The sequence below is a fragment of the Vibrio chagasii genome (assembly GCA_041879415.1).
In the GTDB taxonomy this organism is placed as follows: domain Bacteria; phylum Pseudomonadota; class Gammaproteobacteria; order Enterobacterales; family Vibrionaceae; genus Vibrio.
This window is the reverse complement of sequence record CP090851.1, coordinates 1,778,774-1,800,833: the sequence shown is the minus strand read 5'-3', so window position 1 is coordinate 1,800,833 and position 22,060 is coordinate 1,778,774. Positions and strand designations below refer to the sequence as shown.

The following is a 22,060-nucleotide window of genomic DNA, read 5'->3' as shown; positions in this document are numbered from 1 at the left end:
GGAGTAACACAATGGCAATTACAAGAAGAAGTTTTCTGAAAGGTGTCGCAACGACTAGTGCGGCATCGGTTATCGGTCCAAGCTTATTGGCGTCGGCTTCAGCATCTGCTGCAGAAACAGACGGCACATGGAAAGTCTCTGGTTCTCACTGGGGTGCATTCCGAGCTCGCGTTTACGCGGGTAAAGTACAAGAAATTAAACCTCTAGAAATCGATCAGCACCCAACTGAAATGCTGAAAGGTATCAAGGGTATTATCTACAGCCCATCTCGTGTGCGTTACCCAATGGTTCGCCTAGATTGGTTTAAGAAGCATAAATACAGCGCAGACACGCGTGGTAACAACCGCTTTATTCGTGTGACTTGGGATGAGGCACTAGACCTTGTTTACCGCGAACTAGAGCGCGTACAGAAAGATTACGGTCCATGGGCACTTCACACAGGTCAAACTGGTTGGAGACAAACTGGTCAGTTCCACAGCTGTACTAACCACATGCAACGTGCAATGGCGCTTCACGGATACTCTGTGAAGAAAATCGGTGACTACTCGACAGGTGCTGGTCAAACGATCATGCCTTACGTACTAGGTTCTACTGAAGTTTATGCACAAGGTACATCTTGGGAACTTATCCTAGAAAACAGTGACAACATTGTTCTTTGGGGTAACGATCCAGTTAAAAACCTTCAAGTAGGTTGGACATGTGAGACTCACGAGTCGTTCGCATACCTAGAACAGCTGAAAGAAAAAGTTGCTAAGAAAGAAATCAACGTTGTTTCGGTTGACCCTGTTAAGAACAAAACAGGTCGTTACCTAGAAAACGAGCAGTTCTACATCAACCCACAAACTGATGTGGCGTTCATGCTTGGTGTTGCTCACGTACTTTACAATGAAGGTCTATACGACAAGAAGTTCATCGAAACTTACTGTCTAGGTTTTGAAGACTTCATCAAGTACGTTCAAGGTGAAACGAAAGATAAAGTTGAGAAGACTCCTGAGTGGGCTGCTGCTATCTGTGGCGCTAGCGCGGATTCTATCCGTGACTTCGCTAAGATGCTGGTTAACGGTCGTACACAGATTCTTGTTGGTTGGAGTATCCAGCGTCAACAACACGGTGAACAGCCTTACTGGATGTGTGCAGTTATCGCGGCAATGGTTGGCCAAATCGGTCTACCTGGCGGTGGTATCTCTTACGGTCACCACTACTCAGGTATCGGTGTATCTTCAACTGGTTTCGCTGCTCCGGGTTCTTTCCCGCTGAACATCGACCAAGGTCAGAAGCCTAAGTACACAAACACAGATTACAACGGTTACAGCCGCGTAATCCCAGTTGCTCGTTGGGTTGATAGCTTGCTAGAGCCTGGTAAGAAGATCAAAGCGAATGGCGCAACGGTAACATTACCTGATATCAAGATGATGGTATTCAGTGGTAACAACCCGTGGCACCACCACCAAGATCGCAACAAGATGCGTAAAGCATTCAAGAGCCTACAAACTGTAGTGGCTGTTGATTTCGCTTGGACTGCAACTTGTCGTCACTCTGACATCGTGCTTCCTGCATGTACTCAGTGGGAACGTAACGATATCGATGGTTACGGCGCATACTCTGGTCGTGGTTTGATCGCTATGCACAAACTAGTGGATCCTCTGTTCCAGTCTAAGACTGACTTCGAGATCATGTCTAGCCTAACTAAGCGTTGGGGTCGTTACGACGATTACACGCGTGGTATGGACGAAATGCAGTGGGTTAAATCTCTGTACGACGAATGTCGCGCAGCAAACGAAGGCAGCTTCGAAATGCCTGAGTTCGCTGAGTTCTGGGAAAAAGGTTTCCTAGACTTCGGTAAAGGTAAGCCATGGACTCGTCACGCTTCATTCCGTGAAGATCCAGAGATCAACGCACTAGGTACACCTTCTGGTTTCATCGAAATCACAAGCCGTACTGTTGGCAACATGGGCTACGAGCACTGTCAAGAACACCCAATGTGGTTCGAGAAATCTGAACGTTCACACGGTGGTCCAGGCTCTGATAAACACCCGTACTGGCTACAATCTTGTCACCCAGACAAGCGTCTTCACTCTCAGATGTGTGAATCTGAAGAGTGGCGTGCGACTTACGCGGTACAAGGCCGTGAGCCAATCTACATCAACCCAGTTGATGCTAAGAAGAAAGGCATCAAAGACGGTGACGTAGTACGTGTGTTTAACGACCGTGGTCAACTACTAGCAGGTGCTGTTCTAATGGATAGCTACGCTCCTGGTGTTGTACGTATCGAAGAAGGTGCTTGGTACGGTCCGATCAACGAGAAAGTGGGCGCGCTAGATACATACGGCGATCCAAACACACTGACTCAAGACATCGGTACTTCTGAGCTAGCTCAAGCGACGTCAGCAAACACATGTTTGGTAGACTTCGAGAAGTTCCAAGGCAAACTGCCTCCAGTAACTTCATTCGGCGGTCCAATCGAAGTATCTTAAGTTTCGACTTAAGTTCTGAGATAAACGTTTAAATTAAAGCCCCTGTAAGCACTCTTACAGGGGCTTTTTGTTTTTTAGCTATCTAAGTTGTATTTACAGAAAAGTATCGGTGTGGCGTGTTTAGAAGCGTATTGAGAGGTGAGGAATGAGAAGCTTACTGGTTAGAGTCTGTCCTTAGATAAGAGCGGCTGTAAGTGGTGGTTAGGATGACAAAGTACGAGAAAGCAAAAAGGTCGATACCAAGTACCGACCTAATAGAGACCTATCGAGCTGTAAGATTTAAATCTCGAAAATGAACCAATAACCGTACGCACAGATTAGAGCGGGTACACTGGAGTACAAGGTCGCGACCAGTGCGGCTTTAGGTGCCATCGCAATGGCAGGGAACAGGGCATCACCATCATTTGAAATTGCATTGCCTACCTGAGCTGAAAGAGGAAGTGCGCCTGAAAGGTAAAGACTAGTCACCAATAATTGTGGTCCACAGCCCGGTAGCAAACCCATCAGGACCCCAGCCAGGGGGAGCATCATTCCCCAGCTTGAGAATAGCGTCGCAAAATCAACATTTGCTATCACAGAACCGAACTCAAAAAACAGAAAAGCAACCACGACCCAGGCTGTAACAAAGTTCGTATCCTGTGCTGTTTTTTGTAGCGGGTGAGATCCTAGACATTTTTCGTCTTCACTTACCGCTGATTTGTAGTCTTTGATCTCACGTGTGAGTCCCCACAAAAACATCGAGCTAATCAACAAGATAGCGCCAAGCCATTCCATCGACATCTCTGGTAAAGCGAGCAGTTGATTGACATCGACTTGAAATGAGCCGAGTAGGGCAACCGCAGCGCCTGGGATAATCAATACTGACCACAAGTAACCTTGCAAATTGATCGCTTTTTTAGAAACGGCTTCTTTGTCTTGTGATTGCGATGAACAGCTTCTAACAGGTTCATTATTCTCAACTTGTTTAGGGCGTAAAAAGTCATCGGCGTGGAATAGGTTGATGATTCGGCCTGAAGCCGTACCGACGATGACACCCATTGCCATCATAGCGAGGCCTGTTTTCGGTTCGCTGGCGATGAGTAGAAAGGCTGCATCGCCCATAGTGGACACCAACACAGCGACAACAGCACCGAAACCGAGCTTACCTGAGATAAATTGTGTGGTTACCACGATAGCACCACCACAACCGGGCAGCGCACCCATCAGAGCGGCAAATACAACTTGGTTGGAGCGAGATTGATGGACCAACTTACTGAATACGTTGTCTTTGTTGATGTAGAGAGCTAGCCAGTGATAGACCGCCAGGGTTAGAGCAACATAACAAGACACGGCCCAGAACGCGTCAGATAAGGTGGTTACCGTAAGCTCTCGCGTAGCCGGTGCTGCAACTAGAGCGGCAAGTGAAATAGGCAAAAGCAGTCGCTTGAAAGAGAGTGAAAACTGAGTGGTTTTCGCAGTGCTACTACTTGGTAAAAATGAGATTAGTCGATCCATAGGTGTTACTCAAAAATAGGTGTCTAAAGATTAATATATACGAATGATAATAATTATCAATTGCATTCTTGGGTTTTTTCTCTATTCTTGAAGTGGGGAAAATCGACGAAACATGACCAAACTAAAAAAATAAGGTAAAGTGTGCCTAATAAAGAGAGGCTCTATAGGTAGAGTCGTAATTGTTAGTGTAATAGGAAGAAACATGATTTTAGTTGTTGGTCACAAAAACCCTGATAGTGACAGTATTTGTAGTGCGTTAGTTGCAACAGAGCTTCTTAAAGCTCGTGGCGAGGAAGCGACACCAATTCGCCAAGGCGAGATCAACCGCGAAACTCAACACATTCTTGAAGTTGCTGGTGCAGAAATGCCAGAACTTCGTACTTCTGTTGCTGGTGAGAAAATCTGGCTAGTAGACTACTCAGATCTAGCACAAGCACCAGACGATGTTGCTGACGCAGAGATCCTAGGTATTGTCGATCACCACCGTCTAGGCGACGTGATGACAGTTAACCCAATGGAAGCTTGGATCTGGCCTGTTGGTTGTACTAACACAGTACTTTTCAACATGTTCAAGATTGAAGGTCACGCTATCTCTCAACAAATCGCTAAGCTAATGATGTCTGCAATCCTTTCAGACACTGTTGGTTTCGCATCTCCAACTTGTACTCAAAAAGACAAAGACGCGGTTGCTGAACTTGCTGAAATCGCTGGCGTAGACGACGTTGATGCATTCATCAAAGCACTTCTAATTGCTAAAACAAACATTGAAGGCCTATCTGCTGCACAGCTAGTAGAAAAAGACCTTAAAGGCTACCCATTCAACGGTCGCGATGTTGTTGTTGGTCAAGTTGAGCTTGCGACTCTTGAGCAAGTAGATGGCATGATCGAAGCACTTGAAGCGGATCTTGAAGAGCGTTGTGAGAAAGACGGTCTAGCATTCGCTGCTGTAATGCTTACTGACATCACTACAGCTCAAACTCGTCTACTTTACAAAGGTGAGTGGGCTGAGAAATTGGTTAAGCACGAAAAAGACGGCATGCTAATGATGGAAAATACATTAAGCCGTAAGAAGCAAGGCTGGCCTTGGCTACAAGGTGAGCTTGTTTAATCAAGTCACTTAATAACAAACGCCTGCTAACTTAGCAGGCGTTTTTCTTTGAAGTAAGCACTTTTCTTCATCGATAATATTTGCAGTTAAAATCACTCTGCATAAAATAACTTTAAGCGTAAAGTTACTGACTAAAGTAGGAAATTAAGATGACTACACAGCTAGACGATAAAAGAATCGCTGAAATCAATAAGTACACGGGTGAGCAACGCCTAAAGTACTGTGTGAAAGAAATCGTAGCAAACCGTGAAGTATGGATCTTAACCGATGAGCACGGTTGTGTAATGCTAAACACAGAAGACGAAGACTGCGTTCCTGTATGGCCAAACCAAGAGTTTGCTGAGTCATGGGCGACAGGTGACTGGGCTGAGTGTAAGGCTGAGTCTATCTCATTAAACAAATGGCACAGCCGCTGGACGAATGGTCTAGAAGACGATGAACTTGCTGTGGTTGTATTCCCTAATGAGCAAGAAGAAGGCGTTATCCTGTTCCCTGATGAATTCGACTTTGAGCTGAAGAAACAGGCTGCTAAGCGTTAATCTTCTCGTCACATCATAAGTCAGCGTTGCCTTCTGTTAGGCAACGCTTTAATCCTGTTTGCTGTTGCAGCGTTCCCCAAGTAACACAACTACTATCTCGCGTACTAATATCCAATCAACTGATACAAAGGTGCTTGCTGTGCAGTGTTTGGTGCCCGTTTAAGTACACCCGTCTCTTGATACCTCTTCAAAATTTTTCGCACAATGGGTTTTACTTGTGCTTTGGTCATCCCAGGTTTTAACTCTGGTTCGTAGAGTAACTGAAGTAGCACCACATCTAACGGTGAAAGTAGATCCTCTGGCGTATGATCGTTGAAGATGGAAGGGTAGGCTGTATCTGAATCATTTGGAAGCCCAAGAACTTGTGTGATTTCTTCTACGATACAGGCGACAAGTTTTCCTCGTGACCTAGCCTGATCAACAGGAATAATGATTCCTGCATAGACAATTTCACCTTTTGCGTTAGTTCGATAGCCTGCTGTGCAAATCGCACTGTTTAGGTGTTTGGTCGATTTGAGATTGAGTATTCGTTTGGATTCCGAAATCCACTTGCTTTGTCTGGTGTATATCCACTTAACGTTCGCTTCAGATTCTTTATTGACGAGTGAAATGGGGTGTTGAGTCACTTGAGCTAAGTGCTGGATATGCAGTTCGGCGAGTTCTTGATGAAGCTCTTTATCGCCGACACGATGGTTAATCCAAATTTTGATCGGTTGCTGCCATTTGGCTAGTGGTTTTGTTCCTGAGGAGTATTCGTGTTGCAGTGCCACGTTATAAAACGCGGTTTCTATGAAGGCTCTATCTAACCAAGTCAGTGGTGTGCTTGCCGCTTTAAACGAGAGGCTAACAAGCAAGAGGGGAAGTATTGAAGCGGTTCGTAACATACTTTCCCTCCTACTCAACATAGCTTGGTTCTAGCTTAGTAGTTTCAGACTAGTGGTTTGGCGCTTTCGAGAAATGGCTCTCAACCAGCCTTTGAGTGATTTGGTGACTTGGGTTGGTCAGCACTTCATCGGTGTCCCCACTCTCAACCACATCACCTTCATGCATCACGATGATCTTATCGGTGATGTGCTTAACAATGCCAAGGTGTTGAGATACGTAGACGAAGGATACGCCCATCTCTTCTTGCAGTTCTAAGAACAGGTTGATGATCTGAGAACGCATTGCCATATCTAGACCGTTCAAAGCTTCGTCAGCGACAATGATTGATGGCTGAAGTATCAAGGCACGAGCTAGACAAACCCTTTGTTTCTGGCCAGCAGCAAGCATCTGAGGGTAGAAGTAAGCATGCTCTGGTAAAAGACCTACACGTAAGAGTGTGTCCTTTACACGGCGCATACGGGCTTCTGGTGGCATGTTGGTGTTTCGCTTCAAAGGACCTTCAAGAATACGACCAATCTGAATGCGTGGGTTAAGCGATGTATTGGGATCTTGGAAGATCATGCGAATCAACTTACAGCGAGTTGAGTAGTCTTTGTGTTCCAGCTTTTCACCGTTTACACGAATCTCACCCGCAGTCGGTTCTACCATACCTGCTAGCATTCTTGCTAATGTCGATTTCCCAGAGCCGTTCTGACCAATAAAACCGATCGTTTGGCCTGCTTCAAGCGTAAAGCTTACCGGCTTCACCGCTTGATGAATCTTTTTACGGAAAAGACCAGAGCGAGTCGTAAAGTCTTTAGATAATTCACTGACTTCTAATAATGCACTCATGATTTCTTTTTCTTCTCCATATTCAGAGGGAAATGACAGTTAAACTTATGGTTTTTGATTCGTTTAGTGTGTGGGATTTCCACACACTGTCTTTGCGCGTAAGGGCAACGTGGACCCAATCGACAACCAATAGGAAGATGCTGTAGTGGAGGAATCGACCCTGGTAGCGACTGAAGCTTCTCTTTGTGTGGGATCCAGTCGTTAAAGTCTGGCATCGCTTTCAACAGAGCCACAGTGTATGGGTGCTTTGGTGCATCCAACAGTTTTTGCGTATCCGCAGATTCAACAGACTGACCACAGTACATAACGGTAATTCGAGTCGCCCATTGAGTGATGGTCGTTAAGTCATGGCCGATCAGGATAATGGTCGTGTTATGGAGCTGATTCATACGGCTCAATAATCGCAAGATCTGAGACTGGGTAATAGGATCCAAGTCGTTGGTCGGTTCATCGGCAATCAAGACCTTCGGCTTGGCCGCGATCGCCATCGCGATCATCACCTTTTGACACTCACCATCAGTGAGCTCGTAAGAGTAGCTGTCCATTAGGCGCGAGTGATCTTTGATGCCGACTTTGTGCAACAGTGCGATAGCTTGCTTCTTGCGCCACTTAAATCGTTGCCACCATCGACCTTCAAAGGCGTGTGAGGGAATGGCTTCGATCAGTTGATTGCCCACTTTTTCTGAAGGATCAAGACACGTTGATGGCTCTTGGAAAATCATCGCAATATCACGAGCAATAACACGTCTGCGCTCTTTCGGTGTTAGTTGAAGCAGGTCAACATTCCCGAGTCGCATACGGTCAGCGGATACCTTCCAGTTTTCTTTACAAACACCAACGATCGCTTTAGCAACCAAGCTTTTACCAGAGCCTGATTCACCTACTAAACCACGAATTTCCCCTTCATTGAGGGTAATACTCATTCGATCTACCGCTTTAACCATCCCTTGAGGGGTCTCAATTTCAATGGTTAGATGTCGAATATCAAGTAACGGCATTATTCGATTCCTGCATTTAGCGCTTGGCGAACACCTTCACCGACGAGGTTAATCACAATCACTGTAAACATAATGGCTAGGCCGGGTAGGGTTACTGTCCATGGTGCGAGATAAATCAGTTCTACAGAATCACCTAGGATAGAGCCCCATTCTGTGCTTGGTGCTTGAGCGCCAAGACCAAGGAAGCCTAAGGCAGTGATATCAAGAATTGCGACCGATAACGCCAGTGTAATTTCTAGTGCCACAACAGTAAGAATATTCGGAAGAATCGAGTTCCACAGCAGGTAGAAGTCGTTCGCACCATCAAGGCGAGAAGCCAGAATATAGTCTTTTTCTACTTCAGCATGTACGGCAATGTAGACCGAGCGAATAAAGCGCGGAATCAATGCCAAACATAAGGCCAGCAAGATATTGAACTCGCCAAAGCCAAGGAATGCTACAAAGATGATTGCTAGTAGCAGAGACGGAATCGACATCACCGTATCAAGCAGGTGGTTTAGAGTACTTGATAGCAAACCACGCGTCATACCCGCAAGCACGCCAATGAGACAGCCAATAACGGCAGCGATAAAGGTAATCACGACCGCCGCACCAAAGGTAAGCTGAGAGCCAATGATCAAGCGAGAGAGAATATCTCGGCCTAGATCGTCTGTACCCAAGAAGTATTCAACAGTACCTGCTGGATCCCAAGATGGTGGTGTTAGTAGATGGCCGGTTTGCTCTTGTGCATCATGGGGCGCCAACCACGGAGAAGTGATCGTCACCAGAATGATAAGTATCAAACACCACAAGCCAAACATCGCAAGGTTGTTAGAGCGGAAGCTACGCCAGAAGCGCTCAAACTGGGTAGGAATTTGTTCTTCCTGGTAGACGTTATTTGTTAGCATACCATTCCTTCCTTACCAGTGGGTTGACCATAGCGCCTAGTAGATCAGACAGAATATTTGCAGTCAAAACCAGAGTTGCCACCACAATTACGCCAGCTTGAATAGAAACGTAATCTTGATTCGATAATGCGTCTAATAGCCAGCGCCCAATCCCCGGCCAGTTAAAGATAGACTCGGTGATGATCGCAAGCGTTAACATGCTCGAAAGCTGAACACCGACCTTAGGAATAATCGGTGGAATCGCATTTCGTAATACGTGCTGAGTCACGATCTCTCTTGTTGATAGACCTTTAATACGTGCCGCACGGATATAGTTCTGCGTCATTACTTCAGCCACAGATGCTCGCATTAAACGGATAACCTGAGTCGTCGGTGCCAATGCTAAAACAAGACACGGCAGCGCCATGTGCTCGATGACACTTTGCAAAGCGTGTGCGCGGTAGCGACCTTCAGCAAAAAAGGCATCGATGATCGCAAAGCCAGTCACGTGTTCAATCTCATAAAGTAGATCGTATCGACCGCCAACAGGGAACATTTCAAAATGCAGAGAGAACACCATGATCATCAATAGTGCAACCCAGAATATTGGTGCAGAGTAACCTGCCATCGAGGTGAAGGAGATAGTGGTGTCGACAAATTTACCTTGTCTCATGCCTGCGATGGTCCCAAAAGGGATGCCAATCAAAAGCGCTAATACGAAGGCAAAGAAACACAGCTCTAATGTGGCTGGGAATACAACCACAAGCTCATCAATGATAGGGGTACCGTGTTTGCTCAAGCCAAAATTCAGCGTCGACAATTCAGTGACGTAGCTTAACCAACCCGGCCAGAAATCTTGAATCGCCCACGGTGAGGTTTGGTCGAGTCGCAGTAACGAAAAGCCGACCATCGTCAGGATAGCAAGCGTGATAACGAACAGGTTAATACGTCTTAATGTATACCAAAACATCAGTGCACCTCTCTTCTGACTTGATCAAAAGGTTGGGCATTGAACGGGCTTTGTTTAAAGCCGGTTAGTGAACGATCATGAACGCGGAACTGCACTCCGTGAGCCAGAGGGATCACAGGAACTTCCTCGTTGAGAATGTTTTGGGCTTGGCGATACAAGTTTACACGGTGCCTTTGTTGGTTGATCTCTAAGGCTAAATCCAGAAGGAAATCAAAGTCTGAATTACACCACATCGATACGTTGAGACCTGCGCGCTCAGAGCTGCACGAGAGTAGGGGACGTAAGAAGTTATCAGGGTCACCAGTATTACCAATCCAGCCAGTTAGTAGCAGATCTGTTGAGGCGATTGAAGACAGCTGTGTACGGTCGAATCGGTCGTCAGTGTAAAGTTTCAATTCGATGCCGATGTCCGCTAAGTTAGCTTGGATAAGCTCAGCAGTCTTACGTGGGCTTGGGTTGTACGCTCTTGGTTCTAGCGGTACCCACATTGAAAGCTCCAACCCTGGCTCTACGCCGGCTTCTTTGAGAAGGGCAATCGCATAGTTTCGGTCATAGCGTACTTGAACATTGTCTTTCTGATGAGCCCAAGATGTCGGCGGCAGCAGTGTATAAGCCTTGGTGCCCGTACCGTAGTATACCGAATCAAGAATATTCTGGCGGTTGATAGCCAAGTTCAGCGCTTTGCGTACGCGAGAATCACGCAGGGCTGGGTGCTCTGTATTAAGGGCGATGAAAGAGACATTAACCGCTGGTGTCGCAGATATCTGCAGCTCTTCGTGTGCTTGAATGATTGGAATCTGGCTAGAGATCGGCGAGTTCAACACGTCACATTCATTGCGCAGCAACTTAGCGAGTGTGCCAGTTCCGCGTTGTGAGGTATCGAAAACCACTTGGTCCATTTGCACATCACCTTTCCAGTAATGCTTGTTCTTTTTAAGACGCACCAAGTCGTTGATTTGATATTCATCCAGATAGAATGGGCCTGTACCAACTGGCTTAGAGTCGATTTCATTCTTCTCATCAGCAGCCACGAGTTGGTTTGCGTATTCTTTAGAGTGGATCACCGCGTAACTGGTCGCGATGTTATTTAGAAAAGAATTATCTGGTCGACTTAATTGGAATTTAACCGTTAAGTCATCCACTGCCGTGATATCGACAATCAAGTTCTTGAAATCGATGCCAGCAAACCATGGATATAGACCGCCGCCCACATAGTGGAATGGGTTTGAGCTATCAATGATACGTTCGAAACTAAAAACCACATCTTGCGCGTTCATAGAACGGGTTGGCGTAAACCAGTCTGTGGTCTGGAACGCGACGTTCGGGCGCAGTTTGAAAGTGTATTCAGTACCTGATTTATCGACAGACCAGCTTGTTGCTAGGTTCTGTTGTGGTCGATAGGTCATAGGATCGAGTGTGAGCAGCGTGTCGAAGATTTGAGGGCTCAGCGATTCTGCTGTAATTCCACTATCAACCAATTGAGGGTTGAAGGTACTAGGATTACCTTGGCCGCAATAAATGAAGCCTTTTTCACGAATTTGGTCGTGATTCACACTCTCACCACATCCAGCTAAAAAGCTCAGCGTGCAGATGCTCAGTGATAGTCTTATTAGTGCTTTCATAAAAAGAAATACTTTTCGAAACGAGGCGTTAGAGGAGCCTCAAGATCCGGATAATTTAACATTTTATTTATTCGGCTCCAAATAATAATCCTATGAGTGTGGCTATTTCTCACTGCCTTGTCCGACAATCGCGTACTTCCTCACCATTCCCCTTAATTGGTTGTAGGTGAGCCCGAGTAATTCGGCGGCTTGTTTTTGGTTGTACTTGCTCTGTTTTAAAGCTTGATTGAGCAGTTTGATATCTTGTTGTTCTTGCCATGCTTTGTAGTCAAGAGGCAAAGAAAACGAGCTCTCAGTAGAAGTATGGCTGTTGGATGGATCATTGCCAATTACTTGAGAGGATTCTTGATTTGTGTCCCATGCTGGCTTGAACGGGTTAAATACCAAAGATTCAATAGGATATGGGTTATTGCCATGTTGGTAGATGGCACGCTCGATGACGTTCTTGAGCTCCCTGACATTACCTGGCCAAGAGTATGCCAATAAGGATTCAATAGCAGATGGTGCAAAGCCAACAAATAGCTCAAGCTCTAATTCACGGCACATCTTAATAGCGTAGTATTCGGCCAGTAATGTGATGTCTTCTTTACGTTCACGGAGCGGAGGAATTGTTATCACATCAAAGGCGAGTCTATCTAATAAGTCGGCTCTGAATTCGCCCTTAGATGCCATCTCTGGTAGGTCTGCATTAGTCGCACACACCAGCCTTACATTTGCACTTAGTGCTTTTTGTCCACCAACACGTTCATATTGTCCGTATTCAATAACCCGCAATAGTTTCTCTTGAACTGCAAGGGGCGTTGTCGCGAGTTCATCAAGAAATAGTGTGCCGCCCTCTGCTCTTTCAAATCGGCCATGGTGACGACCTTTTGAGCCGGTAAAGGAGCCTGACTCATGACCAAACAGCTCTGAATCAATCAAGCCTTCACTCAGTGTTGAACAGTTTAGCGAAATCAAGGGTTGGTCCCAACGCTTTGAGAGGTAATGGAGCCTTTGTGCAATCAACTCCTTACCTGTACCACGCTCGCCAATGATCAGAATAGGTCTCTCTATTGGAGCCAGTTGAGAAACTTTGTCCAAAACAGAGAGAAAGCTAGGTGATTCACCAATGAGATTCTGCTGCATAGCGGGTCCTTGTAGTAGCTGAGCGCTGGTGGAGGTCATATAAGGGCTGTAATGGTGAAAAATACCAATACTTGGTTAAATTCATCATAGCATGGTTCAGGTTAATCGCCATTACATTGTAAGTGGCTGATAATTAATGCCTTAAAAGTTGGCACGCTACTTGGATTACTTATGGTAGGTTTAACAACAAATGTAAATTAGCGAGCAAGTGGTGATGAGTCGCACAACGATTTAAAACGCATTTGCCTTCAATTGTAATTAAGGAGTTCCTCATGGGTATTTTTTCTCGCTTTGCAGACATCGTAAACTCAAACATCAGCGCACTATTAGACAAGGCTGAAGATCCTGAAAAAATGATTCGTCTGATCATCCAAGAAATGGAAGATACATTGGTAGAGGTTCGCACTAACTCAGCAAAAGCTATTGCGGACAAGAAAGAACTTGCTCGTAAAGTTGAAGCTATCGAAACTCAGATTCTTGATTGGCAGAATAAAGCGACACTGGCACTGACCAAGCAACGTGAAGATCTAGCGAGAGCGGCGTTGATCGAAAAACAAAAGCTGGAAGACATCATCAAGAGTCTACACACAGAGCAAACGTTAGTGCATGAAACAATTGAGAAACTAACGAATGAGATTGGTAAGCTTGAAACTAAGATCGCAGAAACACGTGCCAAGCAACAAGCATTGATGATCCGCAACAACGCAGCAAGCAATCGTCGTGATGTGCAAAAACACCTGCACTCAAGCAAAACCAGTGAAGCAATGGCGAAGTTTGAGCAATTCTCGCGTAAAGTGGATGAATTAGAAGCTGAAGCGGATGTTTACGCGAAGACAGGCAATGCAAAATCGTTAGACCAAGAATTTGCAGAACTACAAGCTCAAGATGAAATTGAAAAAGAGTTAGCGAAGCTGAAGCAACAAGTTGAAAACCGCGATAAATAATTCAGGAGTTGTCTATGTCCACATTTCTAATTGCAGGTCCACTGATTGTCTTTTTGATCTTCGTGGCACCGCTATGGTTATTCTTACATTACCGCAGCAAGAAGAAATCCAGTAATGGGCTATCGGAAACGGATCTTCAACGCCTGCATAAGCTTTCAGCGCAGGCAGAGTCGATGCAAGATCGCGTAACAACGCTAGAGAAAATACTGGATGCGGAGTCACCTAGCTGGAGACGAAACTATGAGTAGAGATCTGTATCGCGATCCAATTAACGGTAAGTTGTCTGGTGTGTGTGCAGGGTTGGCGAACTATTTCGGCCTTGAAGTTTGGCTCGTTCGTATCATGGTTATCTCTGCTGCACTGCTCGGTGGTAGTTTTTTGGTGTTATTGGCGTATATTGCTTTGACATTTATGCTTGAAAAACAACCACCTCAGTATGTCGACCAAATGAAGGCTAAACAAGAGCATACGCTCAAGCAAAAGCCTTGGGAAAAAGGGCAAACTGCAGAGTCACTATTGAACACTTTAGAGGGTGATTTCCAGAAGTTAGAGACCAGTGTCCGCAACATGGAAGCTTATGTCACATCCGATACGTTTAAAGTGAACCGCGAATTTAAGAACATGTAGCGGTAAAACCTAAAAAATATAAGATGACGGTTTAGGAAAATTTATTCCAAGCCGTTATTTTTTTTAATAATTTTCTCTAAATAAATCTTACGCCGACTGGTAAGTTACATGCGATTAATCTATGTTATAAAAATATTTATAGATATGGATGATCACCAATGTATAGAGCCTCCCTTGTCCTATTGACGGCCTTAGCTGGGTTGTCTGGGTGTGGTAAGGAGCTTCCTCCCGTACCTGAACCTGAATCTAGACCCGCCAAACTCTTCACAGTCTCCGTCGGTAACAATGCTTTTGAGCGTAACTTCCCTGCTACAACTGAAGCTGGTGATAGAGCGGTACTCGCATTCCGCGTTCCCGGATTATTACAGAGCATCGACGTGACCGCAGGTCAGCATGTGTCGAAAGGCGACAAACTCGCCATGCTAAACCCTGATGAATATCAACTTCTAGAGAAGCAAGCAAAAGCGAACTTTCAGCTTGCCGATGTTCAGTACCAACGTGCGATCAAACTGCGTAAAGACCGCGTAGTGTCAGAGCAAGATTTCGACCAAGCGAAAGCAAACCACAATTCAGCTCGCGCGATGCTTAATCAAGCGAATGCGAATCTTCGCTACACCACTTTAGTTGCCCCTTATGATGGCACCATTTCCATTATTCCAGCTGAAAATCATGAGTACATTGCCGCTAAAGAAGGCGTCATGAATATTCAAACCAATCAGATTCTTAAAGTCGTTTTCTTATTGCCCGACCAACTTATTACGCGCTTTTCTTCTGGGTTTGAAACCGATGCGACCATGGTATTTGATGCGTTTCCTGAAAATTCCTACGTACTGACGTTTCAAGAGGTAGATACAGAAGCTGACCCTAAAACGGGTTCATATAAAGTGACCATGGTGATGGAAAGACCAACCGATATCGGCATCTTGCCAGGCATGTCTGGTACCGTGAATCTTGTGTCAGCTCAAGCTGCTGCAACCAAAATCCCGACTTCTGCCATGATGACTGATGGCGATGATGTCTCAGTTTGGCGAGTGAACAGTGATGGTATCGTTGAAAAAGTCGCGATCGTGATTGATGAAAAACGTCACATTGTCTCTGGCCTAAACGATGGCGACCGCATCGTAACTTCTGGTGTGAATGGCCTTGAATCCGGCATTAAGGTTCGAGAGTGGATCAAGGAAAGGGGGCTATAACATGAGTGCATTTAAATTAGCGACAGGCCTGTCATGTTTAGCTTTGCTGACCGCTTGTGGAGAAAAGCCTCAAGTAGAGGCCGAGAACATTCCATTAGTTAAAGCAATTGAGATTTCAGTATTAGATTTCAATGACAAACTCTATTTCCCAGCCGTTGCCAATGCGGCGGAAAAAGCACATCTGAGCTTTCGTGTGGCGGGCGAGATATACAGGCTCGATGTTAAAGAAGGCGAACGAGTTGAAGCTGGGGATGTGATTGCTGAGCTTGACCCTACGGACTATCAATTGGACGTTGATAATGCTCAAGCTCGATATACCGTGGTGAACAGCCAGTTCAGGCGTTCAAAACCTCTAGTGAAAAAGGGCTTACTCGCGAAGTCTCAGTTTGATGAGATTGCCGCTCAACGTCAGATTGCCTACGCCGAGTTAGAACTGGCGAAGCTTCGCTTGTCTTTCACTAAGCTCAAAGCTCCCGTTGATGGCATCATTTCCCGTGTCAGTGTCGACCAATTTGAGAACATTCAAGTGGGTCAGCAAATCGTGAATATTCACAGCGTTGAGGATGTTGAGGTCGTGATTCAGCTACCTGATCAAATCTACGTTAATCAACCTAGTGAAACTATCCTTGAAAATGTGACTGCCTTGGTCCGAGTCCCAAGCGGTAATGAGTACCCTGCAGGCATTAAAGAGTTCACAACAGAGCCCGATCCAAGCACCGGAACCTTTACCGTGACCTTGGCACTACCGATGCCTGAAGACGACCTGATTTTGGACGGTATGGCGGTCGACGTTACCTCACATGGTCGAGATATTGGCTTAGAACTGAAAGCCGGTGTTTTAGTGCCTATTGAGGCGGTATTCAATGCTGACGGCGATGAACTGACTCGTAAGAACTCATTCGTTTGGGTCATTAATGACGACAACACAGTTTCAAAGCAGAAAGTGGTATTAGGCAAAGCCAACCAGAAAACGTTGCAAATAATCAAAGGATTAGAGATGGGGCAACATATAGTTGTAGCGGGCGTATCGCGATTGCGAGATGGGATGACAGTGGAAGTATTATCTCAGGAGGCGAACAATGAGTGAAGCAAATAACAAGCCCCAGAATGACGCTCAACAGGGTGATGACCAGGTCACGGGTGTAGCGGCTTACTTTATTCGCAATAAAGTTATCAGTTGGATGCTGTCGTTGATCTTCCTGATTGGTGGTGTGTCTGCCTTCTTTGGTTTGGGTCGTTTAGAAGACCCGGCCTTTACCATCAAAGATGCGATGGTTGTCACCTCTTACCCAGGTGCGACACCGCAGCAAGTGGAAGAGGAAGTCACTTATCCACTAGAGAAAGCGATTCAGCAACTTACTTACGTCGACGAGGTTAACTCTATCTCTAGCCGTGGCCTGTCTCAGGTAACGGTAACTATGAAGAATAACTATGGGCCAGACGATCTGCCGCAGATTTGGGATGAACTTCGTCGAAAAGTGAATGACTTGAAAGTGTCACTGCCGCCTGGTGTGAACGACCCGCAAGTTATTGATGATTTTGGTGATGTTTACGGTATTTTGCTCGCAGTAACCGGTGATGGCTACAGCTATAAAGAACTGTTGGACTATATCGATTATTTAAGGCGTGAGCTGGAACTGGTTGATGGGGTCAGTAAAGTTTCTGTTTCTGGTCAGCAGCAAGAGCAAGTATTCATCGAAATCTCGATGAAACGGATCAGCTCTTTGGGCATCTCGCCAAACACGGTATTTAATCTTTTATCAACTCAAAACATTGTTTCCAGTGCAGGTGCGGTGAGAATTGGTGACGAATACATTCGTATCCATCCTACCGGCGAGTTTCAGAACGTAGAACAGCTGGGTGATTTGATCCTGACTGAAGGTGGTGCTCAAGGCCTTATCTATCTAAAAGATGTGGCAGAAGTAACCCGCGGTTATGTTGAAGTACCGACTAACATCATCGGTTACAACGGCAAACTAGCACTTAACCTGGGTGTGTCCTTTGCTCAAGGCGTAAACGTGGTCGCGGTGGGTGAAGCGTTTGACCGCAGGCTTGCTGAATTGAAATACCAACAGCCAGTAGGCATCGACATTTCAGAGGTTTATAACCAACCTAAAGAAGTAGATAAATCCGTAAGCGGCTTTGTGGTGAGCTTGGGGCAGGCGGTTGCGATCGTAATCGTGGTGCTGCTTTTCTTCATGGGTCTGCGTTCCGGTCTATTGATTGGCTTGATACTGCTACTGACCGTGTTTGGTACCTTCATTTTCATGCAGTACTTCAAAATCGATTTACAACGTATCTCACTGGGGGCATTGGTTATCGCACTGGGGATGCTGGTGGATAACGCCATAGTGGTGGTCGAAGGGATATTGATCGGCACGCAGAAGGGGCGAACCCGGATGCAGGCCGCTACTGATATCGTAACTCAGACTAAATGGCCATTACTGGGTGCAACGGTTATCGCGGTAACGGCATTTGCGCCAATCGGCTTGTCTGAAGACTCGACGGGTGAGTACTGTGGCACCTTGTTCACGGTTCTACTTATCTCGCTAATGTTGAGCTGGTTTACGGCTATCTCAATTACGCCATTCTTTGCCGATATCTTCTTTAAAGGCCAGAAGGTTGATGCTGACAATGAAGGCAAAGATCCGTACAACGGGATGGTTTTTGTTGTCTACAAAAACTTCCTAGAATTCTGTATGAAGCGTGCGTGGCTAACCATGATTGTTCTGGTTATTGGTCTAGGTGCGAGTGTTTATGGTTTTGGTTTCGTAAAACAAGCTTTCTTCCCGTCATCGACTACACCTATGTTCCAAGTTGATGTTTGGATGCCGGAAGGGACCGATATTCGAGCAACCAACACCAAGCTTAAAGTGCTTGAAAGCTGGTTAGCTGAACAGGACGAAGTAGAACACATCACGACGACCGCAGGTAAAGGCTTACAACGTTTCATGCTGACTTACGCACCTGAGAAAAGTTATAGCGCTTACGGTGAGATAACGGTTCGTGTTAAGAGCTACGAAGTGCTCGAAGGGCTAATGAAGCGCTTCCGTGACCATGTTAATGGTCAGTTCCCTGAGATCGACTACAAGCTAAAACAGATTGAGTTAGGTCCTGGTGGCGGTGCGAAGATAGAAGCTCGTATTGTAGGTTCTGATCCTACGGTATTACGTTCAATCGCAGCACAAGTGATGGATGTAATGCGTGCTGATAGCGGTGCATTTAACGTTCGCCACGACTGGCGTGAAAGAACTAAGGTGCTAGAGCCTCAGTTTAATGAAAGCCAAGCTCGTCGTTACGGTATCACCAAGTCTGATGTTGATGATTTCCTCGCGATGTCTTTCTCTGGTAAGTCGATTGGTGTTTACCGTGATGGTACAACGCTTATGCCGATTGTGGCTCGTTTACCGGAAGATGAGCGTGTGGATATTCGTAACATCGAAGGTATGAAGATTTGGAGCCCTGCGTTAAGTGAATACATCCCACTGCAACAAGTGACTTTAGGTTACGAGTTGGAATGGGAAGATCCACTGATCATCCGTAAAAACCGTAAGCGTATGCTGACAGTCATGGCGGATCCAGACTTACTGGGCGAAGAAACTGCTTCTACGCTACAGAAGCGCCTACAGCCACAAATTGAAGCGATTGAGATGCCACCGGGTTATTCTCTTGAGTGGGGTGGTGAGTATGAGTCTTCTGCAGATGCGCAGGCATCACTCTTCACAACCATGCCTCTTGGCTACCTGTTCATGTTCTTGATTACTGTGTTCCTATTTAACTCAGTAAAAGAGCCGTTGATAGTATGGTTAACGGTGCCGTTGGCTTTAATCGGTGTGACGACTGGCTTGCTGGCCTTAAACACCCCATTTGGTTTTATGGCTCTGTTAGGCTTCTTGAGTCTATCCGGGATGCTTTTGAAGAACGGTATCGTACTGCTTGACCAAATCGAGATTGAGATGAAGTCAGGTAAGGATCCTTATGTTGCTGTCGTTGATGCTGCACTAAGCCGTGTTCGCCCGGTATGTATGGCAGCGATTACGACGATTCTAGGTATGATTCCACTATTGCCTGATATCTTCTTCAAGCCAATGGCGGTAACCATTATGTTTGGTTTGGGTTTTGCGACGGTACTGACGCTGATCGTTGTACCGGTACTGTACCGCCTGTTCCATAAGATTGACGTAGCATAACGCCAATTTACCTTTGAAATAATGCCCCTAACTGGGGCATTATTTTTATGTATTTTACTTAAATGAGATTATCGAAATGGAAGCGAATGCTGCGGAGAGAACTTGTGCATGGGCACTTAAACATGAACTTGAAAGGGTGTACCACGATACGGAATGGGGCGTTCCTGTCTATGATGATCAAGTGTTGTTTGAATTCATCACTCTAGAGGGAGCTCAAGCGGGTCTGAGTTGGATTACTATACTGAAAAAACGAGAAGGCTATCGCGCGGCATTTGAGAACTACGACTTACACAAATTAGCCGAACTCGATGAAGACAATGTACCCAATATCATTGAAAATTTTGATGTGGTTAAACATAAGGGCAAGATTGCTTCTGTGTACAATAATGCTCGTGCAGCGCTGGAGCTTCAAAAAGAATTCGGCTCTTTATCGAATGCTTTGTGGCAATTTGTCGATAATAAAGTTATCGATAATCAGTGGACAGAGATGTCACAAGTCCCTGCTTCTACTGAGCAATCTAAAGCTATGAGTAAGTTTTTAAAAAAGAGAGGCTTTAAGTTTGTAGGTGAAACAATCTGTTACGCGTTCATGCAAGCGACCGGTATGGTTAATGACCATATGGTGTGTTGTCCTTACAAATAAAAGTGTTATTTAGCGTCGCGAAATAATTGCTTAAAAATTGGAAAATTCACTAGCCATTTATAAACTATTCAATATTATATGCGACCGAGTTTAAAGATAGAAATCGATAGTGAAACAACAAAACTACCAAATATGTGATGCTAGTTATGATCCCTTGCTTAGGCAGTTTGTGCGTGAAGATGGACACGTAGAAACTATCGCGCCACTTGAAGGTAAGGTCTTCCTATTCTTGCTTGAAAACGTTGGCGAGTGCATCGAACGAGGTCTGATATTTGATAGATGCTGGGGCAATGTGATTGTCTCGGAGCAAGCGCTTACCAATGTAATCTCAAAGATCAGAAAGACACTATCTAGGGTAACCTGTGGCTGCGCAACGATCCGCACTGTCAGTAAAACCGGCTATTCCCTTGAAATCGACGAGTCTAAAAAGACAAGTTCAAATACCCAAACTGCGCCTCAAGTAGACCTTGGTGAAGCCCAGTCTGCATCTGTAGCGGCTATAGTAGCGAAGCCTGCAATTCAAGAAGAGTCGATTGCACCAGCAGATAGAGCATCAACGACAAGCCAAGAGCCTGAAGAGAACTCGTCGACTATCACTTCGGACTCTGAGGCTTCAAATCAAGTGCACGGTTCGGTTGCACCTGGCTTATCAAGCATTACTAGCAATAAACACGCGGTAAAAGTGGGCTATATAATCGCATTTATTTGTGTTCTCGTTACCGCGTTCAACCTATTCCAAACTTACTATAAGCCAACGCCTTACTTTATAGATAAGTCGGAATATCGTGATAGTTATACAGACAATACTAACCACTACTTTTTCCATATTGTTCATGGAGATTCTTATTCGCTACCAGCGATAACAGAAAAGCTGACCAGTGTGATTCCTAGTCACTGCAATGTGGATGTGTTTGTTCGTATTTATCCATCTGTCGATCAACCAGAGAGCGATGCTTTGTACATGTTAGTTCAAAGGAAGGATGGCGAGGCTCTCAATTACGGGGCGACGATTTTCAATGTAGAGACGTCTTTTGACTCATTTGCAGCTCATATGGAAAAGAGGAGCTACTTTTGCGATTAATTGGCTTACTCATTTTATTGGTAATTGCTTCGGCGAGCTTTTTTCTAGACCAGAATGCACTGGCGGGCACTCGATGGCATTGTAAAACGCTAAAAACGGATTTCTTATCTCAGGCATTTCAACCTTATCAATCGCTTTATGAGCGTATGAGCATTACTTTTCAGTCTGACCAAACTTTTAGCATGAGAGAGTTTGTGATGATCACTGAGAAAGACGGTACCGAAGGCACAATGGAAAATCTTTATTCTGGTTACTATGGTTTGGACGGGGATCATTTGTCGATGAGCATTATTGACGTGAGAACCGCAACTCCATTTCATGATCCGATCATTAATCAGGAATACAGTGAGTATAAAGGAGTGACCATTGATTACTCGATTTTGGAGAGGGAGCAGTCCCTGTATCTGTTTAATGAGCACCGCTCTGAAATCTTTAATTGGACATGCTATCAAGTTCAATAATGAACTACG

General features: G+C 45.4%; 20 protein-coding genes. 12 read left to right on the top strand and 8 right to left on the bottom strand.

Features of this window, described 5'->3' with window-relative positions; genetic code table 11:
• The first annotated feature begins 11 nt into the window (after positions 1-11).
• Positions 12-2,474 carry a trimethylamine-N-oxide reductase TorA gene (torA, locus tag L0991_07990; GenBank protein ID XGB61388.1) on the top strand — a complete coding sequence of 821 codons (2,463 nt, stop codon included), beginning with the start codon at positions 12-14 and terminating at the stop codon, positions 2,472-2,474.
• A 279-nt stretch (positions 2,475-2,753) separates the two neighbouring features.
• On the opposite strand, the gene L0991_07985 is transcribed toward torA, so the two are convergent.
• On the bottom strand, positions 2,754-3,968 hold the full coding sequence (locus tag L0991_07985) for a putative manganese transporter (protein XGB61387.1): 1,215 nt from the start codon (positions 3,966-3,968) through the stop codon (positions 2,754-2,756).
• 202 nt (positions 3,969-4,170) lie between these two features.
• Between L0991_07985 and L0991_07980 the strand changes: the two genes are divergently transcribed.
• Positions 4,171-5,076: a manganese-dependent inorganic pyrophosphatase gene (locus tag L0991_07980; GenBank protein XGB61386.1), complete on the top strand. Its 906-nt coding sequence runs from the start codon at positions 4,171-4,173 to the stop codon at positions 5,074-5,076.
• Between the two features lie 149 nt (positions 5,077-5,225).
• Positions 5,226-5,615 (top strand): DUF2750 domain-containing protein, encoded by a 390-nt coding sequence (locus tag L0991_07975; protein XGB61385.1) that lies wholly within the window; start codon positions 5,226-5,228, stop codon positions 5,613-5,615.
• Positions 5,616-5,719: 104 nt separating this feature from the next.
• Here the strand turns inward: L0991_07975 and L0991_07970 are convergent, their stop codons facing one another.
• From L0991_07970 to pspF, 7 genes are all read right to left on the bottom strand, one after another.
• Complete coding sequence (locus L0991_07970) at positions 5,720-6,499, bottom strand: DUF2927 domain-containing protein (protein ID XGB61384.1); 780 nt, start codon at positions 6,497-6,499, stop codon at positions 5,720-5,722.
• A 49-nt stretch (positions 6,500-6,548) separates the two neighbouring features.
• A complete protein-coding gene (locus tag L0991_07965) occupies positions 6,549-7,331 on the bottom strand; it encodes an ATP-binding cassette domain-containing protein (protein XGB61383.1) in 783 nt (260 codons plus the stop codon).
• Positions 7,328-8,329, bottom strand: coding sequence for an ATP-binding cassette domain-containing protein (locus tag L0991_07960; protein ID XGB61382.1), 1,002 nt, complete (start codon positions 8,327-8,329; stop codon positions 7,328-7,330). Before L0991_07960 ends, L0991_07965 begins: the two co-directional genes overlap by 4 nt.
• A complete protein-coding gene (sapC, locus tag L0991_07955; GenBank protein ID XGB61381.1) occupies positions 8,329-9,216 on the bottom strand; it encodes a peptide ABC transporter permease SapC in 888 nt (295 codons plus the stop codon). The genes L0991_07960 and sapC overlap by 1 nt, the downstream gene beginning before the upstream one ends.
• Positions 9,203-10,165 carry an ABC transporter permease subunit gene (locus tag L0991_07950; GenBank protein ID XGB61380.1) on the bottom strand — a complete coding sequence of 321 codons (963 nt, stop codon included), beginning with the start codon at positions 10,163-10,165 and terminating at the stop codon, positions 9,203-9,205. The genes sapC and L0991_07950 overlap by 14 nt, the downstream gene beginning before the upstream one ends.
• The gene (gene sapA / locus L0991_07945) at positions 10,165-11,787 is read right to left on the bottom strand and encodes a peptide ABC transporter substrate-binding protein SapA (GenBank protein ID XGB61379.1); all 1,623 of its coding nucleotides are present in this window, start codon (positions 11,785-11,787) and stop codon (positions 10,165-10,167) included. Before sapA ends, L0991_07950 begins: the two co-directional genes overlap by 1 nt.
• A 102-nt stretch (positions 11,788-11,889) precedes the next feature.
• Positions 11,890-12,912 (bottom strand): phage shock protein operon transcriptional activator, encoded by a 1,023-nt coding sequence (gene pspF, locus L0991_07940; GenBank protein XGB61378.1) that lies wholly within the window; start codon positions 12,910-12,912, stop codon positions 11,890-11,892.
• 272 nt (positions 12,913-13,184) lie between these two features.
• Here pspF and pspA point away from each other — a divergent pair, with 272 nt between their 5' ends.
• The 9 genes from pspA to L0991_07895 all read left to right on the top strand — a co-directional run bounded on the left by pspA (position 13,185) and on the right by L0991_07895 (position 22,051).
• Complete coding sequence (gene pspA, locus L0991_07935; GenBank protein ID XGB61377.1) at positions 13,185-13,856, top strand: phage shock protein PspA; 672 nt, start codon at positions 13,185-13,187, stop codon at positions 13,854-13,856.
• 14 nt (positions 13,857-13,870) lie between these two features.
• Complete coding sequence (gene pspB, locus L0991_07930; protein ID XGB61376.1) at positions 13,871-14,104, top strand: envelope stress response membrane protein PspB; 234 nt, start codon at positions 13,871-13,873, stop codon at positions 14,102-14,104.
• Positions 14,097-14,483, top strand: a complete 387-nt coding sequence (gene pspC, locus L0991_07925) for an envelope stress response membrane protein PspC (GenBank protein ID XGB61375.1) — start codon at positions 14,097-14,099, stop codon at positions 14,481-14,483. Before pspB ends, pspC begins: the two co-directional genes overlap by 8 nt.
• 158 nt (positions 14,484-14,641) lie before the next feature.
• Positions 14,642-15,676, top strand: a complete 1,035-nt coding sequence (locus L0991_07920) for an efflux RND transporter periplasmic adaptor subunit (protein XGB61374.1) — start codon at positions 14,642-14,644, stop codon at positions 15,674-15,676.
• Between the two features lies 1 nt (position 15,677).
• The gene (locus L0991_07915; protein ID XGB61373.1) at positions 15,678-16,763 is read left to right on the top strand and encodes an efflux RND transporter periplasmic adaptor subunit; all 1,086 of its coding nucleotides are present in this window, start codon (positions 15,678-15,680) and stop codon (positions 16,761-16,763) included.
• Positions 16,756-19,866, top strand: a complete 3,111-nt coding sequence (locus L0991_07910; GenBank protein ID XGB61372.1) for an efflux RND transporter permease subunit — start codon at positions 16,756-16,758, stop codon at positions 19,864-19,866. The genes L0991_07915 and L0991_07910 overlap by 8 nt, the downstream gene beginning before the upstream one ends.
• 76 nt (positions 19,867-19,942) lie before the next feature.
• A complete protein-coding gene (locus L0991_07905) occupies positions 19,943-20,509 on the top strand; it encodes a DNA-3-methyladenine glycosylase I (GenBank protein XGB61371.1) in 567 nt (188 codons plus the stop codon).
• Positions 20,510-20,618: 109 nt separating this feature from the next.
• Entirely contained in the window at positions 20,619-21,590 is a 972-nt protein-coding gene (locus L0991_07900) for a winged helix-turn-helix domain-containing protein (protein XGB61370.1), read from the top strand.
• Positions 21,581-22,051 (top strand): hypothetical protein, encoded by a 471-nt coding sequence (locus L0991_07895; GenBank protein ID XGB61369.1) that lies wholly within the window; start codon positions 21,581-21,583, stop codon positions 22,049-22,051. Before L0991_07900 ends, L0991_07895 begins: the two co-directional genes overlap by 10 nt.
• The last annotated feature ends 9 nt before the right edge of the window (positions 22,052-22,060 follow it).